General features: G+C 55.9%; 7 protein-coding genes. 5 read left to right on the top strand and 2 right to left on the bottom strand.

What is annotated here, in order from left to right; genetic code table 11:
- Positions 1 to 248 precede the first annotated feature (248 nt).
- Complete coding sequence (gene thyX, locus RBT76_12260) at positions 249 to 1,118, bottom strand: FAD-dependent thymidylate synthase (protein ID MDX9858557.1); 870 nt, start codon at positions 1,116 to 1,118, stop codon at positions 249 to 251.
- Positions 1,119 to 2,676: 1,558 nt separating this feature from the next.
- On the opposite strand from thyX, the gene RBT76_12255 reads away from it, so the two are divergent.
- The 4 genes from RBT76_12255 to RBT76_12240 all read left to right on the top strand — a co-directional run bounded on the left by RBT76_12255 (position 2,677) and on the right by RBT76_12240 (position 8,575).
- Complete coding sequence (locus RBT76_12255) at positions 2,677 to 4,281, top strand: adenylosuccinate synthetase (protein MDX9858556.1); 1,605 nt, start codon at positions 2,677 to 2,679, stop codon at positions 4,279 to 4,281.
- Positions 4,282 to 4,333: 52 nt separating this feature from the next.
- The gene (locus RBT76_12250; GenBank protein MDX9858555.1) at positions 4,334 to 4,951 is read left to right on the top strand and encodes a hypothetical protein; all 618 of its coding nucleotides are present in this window, start codon (positions 4,334 to 4,336) and stop codon (positions 4,949 to 4,951) included.
- A 467-nt stretch (positions 4,952 to 5,418) separates the two neighbouring features.
- Positions 5,419 to 6,936, top strand: a complete 1,518-nt coding sequence (locus RBT76_12245) for a carboxypeptidase M32 (protein ID MDX9858554.1) — start codon at positions 5,419 to 5,421, stop codon at positions 6,934 to 6,936.
- A 124-nt stretch (positions 6,937 to 7,060) separates the two neighbouring features.
- On the top strand, positions 7,061 to 8,575 hold the full coding sequence (locus RBT76_12240) for a carboxypeptidase M32 (protein ID MDX9858553.1): 1,515 nt from the start codon (positions 7,061 to 7,063) through the stop codon (positions 8,573 to 8,575).
- A 91-nt stretch (positions 8,576 to 8,666) separates the two neighbouring features.
- Here RBT76_12240 and RBT76_12235 read toward each other — a convergent pair whose 3' ends face one another.
- Complete coding sequence (locus RBT76_12235) at positions 8,667 to 8,918, bottom strand: hypothetical protein (protein MDX9858552.1); 252 nt, start codon at positions 8,916 to 8,918, stop codon at positions 8,667 to 8,669.
- A 201-nt stretch (positions 8,919 to 9,119) separates the two neighbouring features.
- On the opposite strand from RBT76_12235, the gene trkA reads away from it, so the two are divergent.
- Positions 9,120 to 10,487: a Trk system potassium transporter TrkA gene (gene trkA, locus RBT76_12230; protein MDX9858551.1), complete on the top strand. Its 1,368-nt coding sequence runs from the start codon at positions 9,120 to 9,122 to the stop codon at positions 10,485 to 10,487.
- Positions 10,488 to 10,491: the final 4 nt, after the last annotated feature.

The raw sequence follows: 10,491 nt of genomic DNA, 5'->3' as shown, positions 1-10,491 counted from the left end.
GATTGTACCTTGAGGCACAGTCGAACAATAGGAAATGAAATGGAAGGATAACCTTGAGCAATCGTCCATCGGCGCGTTACCCTCTGAAAATTACCTTGAATGTCGTCCTGCCGGGCGGTGTGACAACCCGACAATCACACATTAGAGGATAGATGCGGAATTGTCAAGGGAAAAGATCGCGAAAGTGTAATCAGGACCGTCACTTATGACGATTTCGAATGACTGTTTATGGACTGTTTACACCTCGATCAGGATTCTAATTTCCTGATCGCCGCCAACTTAGACAAAAACTCCCGGGCCTCGCGCTTCGAAAGACCCTTTTCCACCAGCGTCTCTGCCGTGTCGGAAAATTTTTCCAGCAGGTGACCGATCACTCTGAGCTCCGGGCCGGAGAAGTACAGGGCGTTCAGCGCATAGTCCTCAAACGCCTCATACGCCATCGGACACACCGCACGCGTGATCTCGGCCATCACCGCCGCATACGCCCTGATCTCCTTCTGGGCGTGTGGATCGAGCCGTAACCGAAGGAAATGAAAGAGGTTATGCAGATCGATCTTCCAGTACCACTCGGTGTACAGCGAGAGGGGAAGATTGATCCGCGCCAGCTCCCGTGCGAGACCCTCGTCCACGAACTGAACGTACCGCTCATACAGAGCCTTCTGCGTGGACTCCGCATGCTCCCGGAACGCATCCTTGACCGCATCGGGCAGTTCTTTCTCCTCCTCGCGTCCCTGCTTGTTCACCGTGGACTGGTATTGGAGCGCGTCGGGCGGCGGAAGGTAGAATTCTTCTTTCATGACGGAATAGCGGCCGGAGTACTCGTTGACGTTGGCCGTGCGGTGACGGATCCACTGCCGGGCGACAAAAATCGGCAGCTTGACATGAAATTTCAACTCCACCATCTCGAACGGCGTGGTGTGGTGGTGGCGCATGAGATAGCGGATCAATCCCCGGTCCTCGGAGACCTTCTTGGTGCCTTTGCCGTAGGAGACGCGTGCGGCCTGGACGATCGACTCATCGGAACCCATGTAATCGATCAGTCGCACGAACCCGTGATCGAGGACGTCGAACTGCTTATCGAGAATGGCATCCGCTTCGGGGACAGACACATGCGCCATGCGGGGTAATTCCTTTGTGCTTCTGGTGTGGCTGAGAATATAGGGCGTGCGGAGGGGAGGGGCAAGGGGAGAAAGTGCTCAAAGAAGTGTTTGACATGTGTCAATCGAGTCAGTTTATCTAGGTTGTCTTCACAATTTCGAATAGGTATCATATATGTCAGTCTGGAAGAATGAAGCGGGGGAATGAACTATGTTCCATTGGACACACCCTTCTGTGAAGGAACTTGGCAAGTTGGGCGATCCTAGCGCTCTGGTAGAGGCCAAGGCACGATCACTTGTTCTAACAGCGATTCAAAAAGGGTGGACTGGACCACCCTATGATCCGTTTGAGTTGGCAGGAATCTTGGGAGTTACCTTGCGACCTTCCGAAGACGTCATGGATGCGTGTTTGATTTCGCTAGGCGAGAAAGGCGCTGAGATTCAATTCAATCCCAATAGACCCGCTTCGAGAATAAAATACTCGATCGCGCACGAACTGGCACATACTCTCTTCCCTGATTTTCGCGAGCACCGAAGGAATCGACTGCACAAAGAGGAAATGAGTGGAGATGACTGGCAACTGGAGATGCTCTGCAACATCGGAGCTGCGGAACTACTTATGCCGGTAGGCAGCTTCAGGAATCTCTTGGATAAGGATACTTCCATCGATAGTCTGCTAGATGTTCGACGTCGGTTCGATGTGTCGATGGAGTCGATCCTTCTCAGAGTTTCGAGAATAAGTCATGCTTCCTGTGCTGTATTCTGTGCCTCGCCGAGAATTCACAGTGAGAAGGGATACCGTTATGCTTTGGACTACTCGCGTCCGTCGAGGGCCTTCTCTTTATCGATTCCCCAGGGGCTTCAACTGCCTTCCAGTAGTATCGTTGCAGAGTGTACAGCCATTGGCTATACGGCGAAAGGAGACGAACGCTGGCTGAAGTCCGCACCTACTTTGCATGTGGAGTGCACGGCGATTCCGTCTTATCCCGGAGACTCTCTCCCAAGAGTCGTAGGAATCGTCTCTTCACCGTCTCAAAGGCCAAAAGCCTCTTGGGGTATCAACTACCTTGTGGGGAATGCACTCAAGCCGAGGGGACAAGGTGTTCGAGTAATCGCTCACGTTGTCAACGATAAGGCACTCAATTGGGGAGCGGGTTTTGGTCGCTCAATACAGCAGACATTTCCAGATGTCCACGCGTCTTTTCGAGACTGGGTGATGTCAAACAGGTCCGAACTGCAATTGGGGAACACAAGATTGACGAAGGTTAGTGATTCACTCCATGTGGCGCAGTTGATCGCTCAGAAGGGCTATGGCCCGGAACGTCGGACGCGTGTCCGATACGGAGCGCTCCTAAAATGCTTAGATAACTTGTCTGCATCAGCACTTAAATTGAGTGCGTCCGTACATATGCCGAGAATCGGGTGCGGTGAAGGTGGTGGAGACTGGCAGATCATCTCGGAACTGGTTGAAGAAGCCCTCTGCAAGAGAGGCATTTCCGTAACAATCTACGACTTGCCCGAAAGAACGCGGCCACGTCAGCCTACACAAGGAAGTCTATTTGGAGGATAGGGGGAGATAATGGTAGAGAAAGTGGTGCTGCTTTCGGGTCCTATCGCTTCAGGCAAAACCAGTCTAAGGCAGTCACTCAAGGAACGTTTTGACGTGTTTCCCGTGATCACGGGCGAAGGAATCCGGCAGCGATTTCCTAAGGCTAATCGCGTCCGTGAGGAGTATCAGAAGCTAGGAGATAGGCTCGACCGACGTAAGGGCGTAAATTGGGTGCTCGCCGATTTGGAGAAGGTTGAGAGAAATGCGCCGGACGGCTGCATTATCGTTGTGGATTCTGTGAGAATCCAGCGACAAATAGACGAGATTCGAAACGCCTACGGCAGGCGCGTTATACATATCCACCTTTCAGCCCCCAAAGAAGTCCTCGCTTCGAGGTATCAAACTCGGGCTTCCGCGCGTTATCGGGAAGTGCGGCACTACGACCAGCTACAAGCCAACAAGACAGAGCGAAACATAAGCAAGCTTGCCCAGAATGCAGACGTCGTGATTGACACGAACATGTGTAGTCCGGCCGATGTGTTCGTACGGGCCGCAGCCCACATTGGTTTCTACGGTCGAAATTTCCAACGTTCAGTAGACGTGCTCGTCGGCGGACAATATGGGAGTGAGGGCAAGGGACACATTGCACACTACCTAGCTCCCGAGTATCAGCTCCTAATACGCGTCGGTGGACCAAACGCGGGGCATACTGTGTACAGCCCGAGATATACGTTTCACTCGCTCCCGTCCGGTACCGGATGTTCACCATCTTCTCGTTTGTTGATCGGTCCGGGAGCAGTGGTTTTTGTTCCAACGTTGCTCAGGGAGATTGCTGATTGCCACGTCGACAAGAACCGACTGTCGATTGATCCACAGGTGATGTTGATTACGAACCAAGACATACGCAAGGAGTCGGTCCTGCGTGATACCATAGCCAGCACAGCTTCGGGAGCAGGCGCTGCTCAGGCTAGGAGAATCATGGGCCGATCCAAGAGTGTCAAATTGGCCAAAGACGAGAAGGCTCTGAGACCTTTCATCAAAGAGAGCTGCGCGGTTCTGGACGACGCCTACGCGAGGGGGGATAGTATTTTTCTTGAAGGCACCCAGGGGACAGGGTTGAGCCTATTTCACGGGCAATACCCTCATGTGACATCTCGCGATACTACAGTGACGGGCTGTCTGGCTGAATCAGGTATCTCTTCCAGTCGCGTGAGAAAGGTCGTCATGGTTTGTCGCAGCTACCCAATTCGTGTTCAGGACCCGGCTGCGGATGGCCTGACCTCGGGACCGATGAGCCGCGAAGTTACCTGGGCAACTGTCGCCGAAAGAAGCGGTATTCCTGAAGACGAACTGAAAAAAGCAGAAGTCACCTCAACTACTGGGAGGCAGAGGCGCGTTGCTGAGTTTGACTGGTATCTCTTGCGCAAAGCAGCATCGCTGAACGCGCCTACGGACATTGCCCTCACCTTTGTCGATTATTTGGCCGGTACGAACAAAAGGGCAAGGCGATTCGAACAGCTAAAATCTGATACCATCCGATTCATAGAGGAGATTGAGCGTGTCGCCTGTGCGCCAGTTACACTAATATCCACCAGATTCCACGAGAGGAGTATCATAGACAGACGTGCGTGGTAAGCCAGTAATGACGGTGGACGCTTTCGTGCAAGAGTTCCCTCGATTGTTCCATATGGCAGAGCTCTCTTCTTGGGACAACATTCGCGAGTACGGACTTCTTAGCACAACTGCGCTTTTGGACAAGTTTGAGATAGTAGGGAACCAACGCCACTCTATAGAGTCAAATCGTCGACCAGAATCGGTCAGAATCGAACATCCCGAGCTCGGTTACGCTGTCATTCGCGACCAGAAGCCTCTCAACGAGAAGAAGCTCTCTGCGAGTCTGACAGATATGAGTCCGCAGGAGTGGTATCGTCTGCTAAACGGCATGGTCTTCTTCTGGCCGTCAGCAGATAGACTTCAGCGCCTGCTTTCTGGAAGAGCCTATAAGAAGCGAGCGCATTGTGTCATTGTTGTGGATTCGCAGAAGCTAATAGAGAGGTACCAGGACAGCATCCGCCTTTCGAAGATCAACTCTGGTGCAATTCCCTACGGTCCAACTCCAAGGGGATCAACCACTTTTAGTACACTCTTCCAGTATCCGCATGTCTCACGCCGAAGAGATGGTTCCGTGAGGATACAGCTCGGAGAGGTAGCCGTCAAATACGGTGTATCGGACATACTGGATTTCGTCTTGGAGGTGCGCCGGGTGGTTCCGGGCAAACCCGAAGAACTCATCTTCAAACCATGAAAGCTGCTGGAGGGTGCCTCTGTACTGATGGCTGGCTTTGCCTCCAGTTCTTCCTCTTCACTTTCCCCACCAACTCGATGGAAAAAACGGAGCCGGCCCCTTTAGTACACAGAAGTAAACAAAGGAGCCTCCAGACATGCCGAAATCGCACCCGAACATCGACCGCTTTCCATCCCGTCGCGTTTCGCCAAAATCCTCCCTGTCAGCGCGCTACGTCCCCTCAGAAGGGGAGAAGAAAAAATGGGGGCCCCCTTAAAATGACAAAACGAACCTATTTCTCGATAACCGGCTCGCACACACACTTGTACAACGACTTTTTTGTTTTTGTGAGGTCCACAGCATGACAAACTAGCGCCACCGTGCGGTCCAACTCCGTCCCCGACCCGCAACCCGTTGCGTTTCGCCTCGTACTACCGTTTATTAGACCACCGTACGACGAAACATACTGTGTCCAAAGGGGATAAGATATGACCGCCCAAGACGCGTACAGAAACCTGATCAACCACTTCAAAGAAAACACCACCCTCGCCTCCGTCAACTCGGTCCTCGAATGGGATCAGGATACCTACATGCCAGGCGCCGGCGTCGACCATCGCTCGGAACAGATGTCGCTGATCGGTCGCATGGTCCACGAACGCGACACCGACCCGCGCATCAACGACTGGCTCTCGGCCTGCGAAAGCTCCGAGCTCGTCAAAAACCCGCTCTCGGTCGAGGCGGTCAACGTCCGCGAATGGCGGCGCATGTACGACCTCGAAACCAAACTGCCCTCCGAACTGGTCGAGGAAATCATCCGCACCACCACCAAAGCGCGGCAGGTGTGGATGGAGGCCCGCAAGAAATCCGACTTCGCCATGTTCGCTCCCTGGCTCGAGAAAAACGTCGAGTTGAACCTTCGCAAAGCCGACGCCCTCGGCTACGATGGCGAGCGCTACGACGCCCTCCTCGACGGCTTCGAGCCGCACGCCAAAACCGCCGAAGTTGTGAAAGTATTCGAAGGCCTCCGCAAGGACCTCGTCCCGCTAGTCGCGAAACTCAAGGATGCCCCGCGCCGCCCCGATATCGGCGTCATCAAGCGCCCGTACGACGTCAAAAAGCAGGCCATCTTCGCCGAGATGGTCTCGCAGCGAATCGGCTATGACTTCAACTCGGGTCGGCTCGATATCACGACCCACCCGTTCTGCGCCGGACTCGGCCCCAGCGATACCCGCATCTGCACCCGCTGGTATCCCGACGATCTCGCCGAAGGACTCACCGGCACGACGCACGAAACCGGCCACGCCCTCTACGACATGGGCCTCGACCGCGACCACTACGGTACGCCGATGGGAGACTCGGTCTCATCGGGGATTCACGAATCGCAGTCGCGGATGTGGGAAAACCAGGTCGGCCGCTCCCGGGGTTTCTGGGAATATTTCTTCCCGATCGCGAAAGGCGTCTTCCACGACGAAATGAGCGACGTCTCGCTCGATGACATGTATGCTGCCATGAACTACGTGACCCCGTCGTATATTCGCGTCGAAGCCGACGAAGCCACGTACAACCTGCACATCATGCTTCGGTTTGAACTCGAGGTCGCTCTGGTGCACGGCGAGTTGAAAGCGAAAGACGTCGCGGGTGAGTGGAACAAGCGGTTCAAAGACTACCTCGGTATCGAGGTCGACAGGGACTCCAACGGCTGCCTGCAGGATGTGCACTGGTCGGCCGGCTACATGGGCTATTTCCCGACCTATGCGCTGGGCAACCTCTACGCCGCGCAGTTCTACGCTGCGGCGAACAAGGCGATGCCCGGCCTGCAGGATGACTTCGCCCGTGGAGACTTCTCCGGGCTGCTGGAGTGGCTTCGGAAAAACATCCACCGGCAGGGACGCCGCTACCGCGCGACCGAACTGGTGAAGGAAGTGACCGGGCAGCCGCTGTCGCACCGGCCGCTGATCGACTACCTCTACGCGAAGTACGAACCGATCTACGGCATCACGCGGTGACGGCACGGCACGGCTCATACCGGGGTGGAAATCCCGGAAATACTGGCGGAACCCGGACGTTTTACGTACTTTGCACACTCACGTCAGGTCCGCAGATGCGCCCGCTGGGGCGAAGGAGATAGTCATGACACCACAGACTGCATACGACGAGCTTCTCAGGAAATGCAAAGAGATATCGACACTGGCGTCGACCGTGTCGGTTCTACACTGGGATCAGGAAACCTACATGCCGAAAAACGGCGTGGCGCACCGCTCCGAACAAATCGGTTTGATAGCGCGCATGTGCCACGAACAGTTTGTTAATCCCAGAATTGGCGAGTTGATCGCAACCGCCGAAAGCTCCGACCTCGTCAAAGACCCCGAGTCGGAAGCGGCCGCGAACCTCCGCGAGCTTCGCCACGAGTACGATAAACAGACCAAACTGCCCAATGACCTGGTGGAGGCGCTGGCCAAAACCACGGCGCAGGCCACTCCGGTGTGGGCCGAAGCCCGGAAGAAATCCGACTTTGCCATGTTCGTCCCCTGGCTCGAAAAGGTCCTCGATCTGATTCTGAAGAAGGCCGAGGCATTCGGGTATGAGGGAGAGCCGTACAACGCGTTGCTCGACGGATACGAGCCGGGTGCCACCGTCGCACAGGTGGAGTCGGCTTTTGCCGGGCTCCGCAAGGAGCTCGTACCGCTGGTGGGGGCGATCAAATCGGCGAAGAAGAAACCCGACGAATCGATCGTCCACCGGGCCTACGATGTCGACAAACAAAGAATCTTCGGAGAGTCCGTGGCTGCCGCCATGGGGTACGACTTCCAGGCCGGTCGCCTGGATATCACCACGCACCCGTTTTGTACCGGGATCGGCCCCGGCGACACCCGTATCCTGACCCGCTACAATCCCAACCGCCTGAACGACGCCCTGTTCGGCACCATGCATGAGGCCGGCCACGCCCTCTACGAGATGGGCCTCGAAAAGCAGAAGCACTTCGGTACCCCGATGGGCGAGTCCTGCTCGCTGGGTATACACGAGTCGCAATCGCGGATGTGGGAGAACCAGGTGGGACGCTCGAAAGCCTTCTGGGAGTACTTCCTGCCGCAGGCCAAACGGATCTTCAGGGATTCGCTGGCCGACGTTTCGCTCGACGATTTCTACGGGGCCGTGAACTTCGTGAAACCGTCGTACATACGCGTTGAGGCCGACGAAGCCACCTACAACCTGCACATCATGCTGCGGTTCGAACTGGAACGCGCCATGACGAAACGCGAGATCAGGCCAAAAGACATGAACGGGGAGTGGAACAAGCGGTTCAAGGAATACCTCGGTATCGAGGTCGACAAGGACGCCAACGGCTGCCTGCAGGACGTGCACTGGTCATCGGGACTGATCGGGTACTTCCCGACCTACGCCCTCGGCAATCTGTATTCCGCCCAGTTCTTCGCGAAGGCGAAAGCCGATATGCCGGGTCTCGAAGATGACTTCCGGCGGGGAGATTTCAGCAGACTGCTCGGCTGGTTGCGCAAAAACATTCACCGGCACGGCCAGCGATACCGGGCCAACGTGCTGTGCGAAAAAGTCACCGGCAAACCGCTCTCGCATGAGCCCCTCATGTCGTACATGAAAGCCAAGTACGGCGAGATTTACGGGCTCTGACCTTCGGGTCATCGGGCGTGAAAAAACCGGCTCAACGGAGCCGGTTTTTTTCCTTTATGCGGCTCCCGGAGTCCACGAGATGTGCCGATGACTACAGGCTGATAACGCCTTTGATAATCAGGTACGGAATGAGCACGTACAGGATCAGGTCGCGGACGAGGTAGAACAGGATGAACCCGACAACAAACTTCCAGCCCAGTTGCTTCACCTCCCGCCAGCTTCGGGGAAACTTCAGAAATCCCTTCCGCTTGCCGGCTGCGGGAGTCTGTGGGGTGGCCGCAACGGTCTCAGTCGGCTTGCCGCTGTCGGGCGATACGGAGTGGTCAAACGTCTGATCGGTCATGATTTCCTTCATTGTCGTTGTGCGCAGCGCGCTATTTGTGAAAGCGCCGATCGCCGCCGTCGGTTCCCGCCCGGTCGGTCGAAATATTAGTTTGCGCTCGTCTGTATGAGGGCCGTCATTTAGCACGACCAGCGCGTCCGACCTGTTTCAGGCGGGTCGGTGGAACAAGAGGCCGACGAGTACTTAGAGGCAGACTCCATTATGCGTATTGTTATAGTCGGCGGCGGCGTGGTCGGCTCGTCGCTGGCCGAGCACCTGCTGAAAGAGAAACATCAGCTGTCGGTAATCGAATTGAACGCCGACTTGTGCGAGTCAATCGCACAGAAGCTCGATGTGCAGATTATCCAGGGCTCGGGTTCCTCGCCCGAGATGCTTCGTCGGGCCGGCATCGACGAGGCCGATATGGTCCTGGCGGTAACGCCGATCGACGAAGTCAACATGGTTGTCTGTGCCCTGGCGTCGCAATACGAAGTGAAACGCCGCATCGCACGGCTTCGCTCTCCTGAGTTCATCAGTGCGCAATCAATAGTCGATCTCGGCCGGCTGGGCATTACTTCGGTGATCCATCCCGAACAGGTAATCGTCGATCAAGTCATGCAGTATGTCGAGACGCCCCATGCGATCGACGCGGCGAACTTCGAGGAGGGACGAATCCTGCTGCGCGGATACCGGCTCCGCGACAATATGAAGCTGGCGGGGAAGACTCCGATGGAGGTCAGGCAGGAAATCAGCCCGTCAGTGGTCCTCTTTGCCGCCATCAGCCGCGGCGGCAAGGGAATGATTCCGACCGGTAACACACGCTTCGAACCGGGAGACATCGTCTACACGCTGTTCCCTCGTGAGTCGCTCGACGTCTTTCTGGACCTGGTAGGGATCGAGCGAAAGAAGAACCGCAAGATTCTGGTGAGCGGGGATTCATTTGCATTCGAGCAAATGGGATGGGCGTTGAGCCGGGCGGAACACCACTCTACGCTGATAACCCCGAATTACAGCCTTGCCGAGACCATAGCCGGTCGGTACGACAAGATCAGCGTTATCCACGGGGATTGCACCAACGCCGATCTGCTGCGCGAACTTAACGTCAACTCGGCGTCCTTTTTCATATCCGTGTCCGACTCCTCGGACTACAATATCCTCTCGACATTGCTCGCCAAGGCGGAGGGGGCGCACGAGGTCGTGGCGACTTCGACCGAGACGAGGCACGACCGCCTGTTCAATTCGATCGGAATCGACCATGTCATCAATCCTCGTCTGACCGCAGCCCGGGCGATCCTCGATATCATCGCGCGTGGGCACATCGGGGCGGTAGTCGAGCTATCGAATATCGATATCGAGGCTGCGCGATATATCGTCGAACCGGAGAGCGAAATTGCCGGTCAGAAAGTCAAGCGCATCGCTCGGCAGTTCAAAGCGGGGGCGATCATCGGGATAATCGTCCGCGACGAGCGCATTGTTCTGCCCGACGGTGAGACGGAGATCCAGACGGGCGACCACATCATCGTTATCACGCACCACCGTCACCTGCCGACCTTCGCCAAATTGTTCAAGCCGCGCGGTTTGTTCGGGTAGGAGT

The organism is Candidatus Zixiibacteriota bacterium (genome assembly GCA_034003725.1).
Lineage (GTDB): Bacteria > Zixibacteria > MSB-5A5 > GN15 > FEB-12 > WJMS01.
This window is presented reverse-complemented; position numbering and strand designations above follow the sequence as displayed.

Excerpts from the sequence above, each read along its gene's own strand:
- thyX (MDX9858557.1), bottom strand. The coding sequence starts at position 1,118 with ATGGCGCATGTGTCTGTCCCCGAAGCGGATGCCATTCTCGATAAGCAG.
- RBT76_12255 (MDX9858556.1), top strand. The coding sequence starts at position 2,677 with ATGGTAGAGAAAGTGGTGCTGCTTTCGGGTCCTATCGCTTCAGGCAAA.
- RBT76_12250 (MDX9858555.1), top strand. The coding sequence starts at position 4,334 with ATGGCAGAGCTCTCTTCTTGGGACAACATTCGCGAGTACGGACTTCTT.
- RBT76_12245 (MDX9858554.1), top strand. The coding sequence starts at position 5,419 with ATGACCGCCCAAGACGCGTACAGAAACCTGATCAACCACTTCAAAGAA.
- RBT76_12240 (MDX9858553.1), top strand. The coding sequence starts at position 7,061 with ATGACACCACAGACTGCATACGACGAGCTTCTCAGGAAATGCAAAGAG.
- RBT76_12235 (MDX9858552.1), bottom strand. The coding sequence starts at position 8,918 with ATGACCGATCAGACGTTTGACCACTCCGTATCGCCCGACAGCGGCAAG.
- trkA (MDX9858551.1), top strand. The coding sequence starts at position 9,120 with ATGCGTATTGTTATAGTCGGCGGCGGCGTGGTCGGCTCGTCGCTGGCC.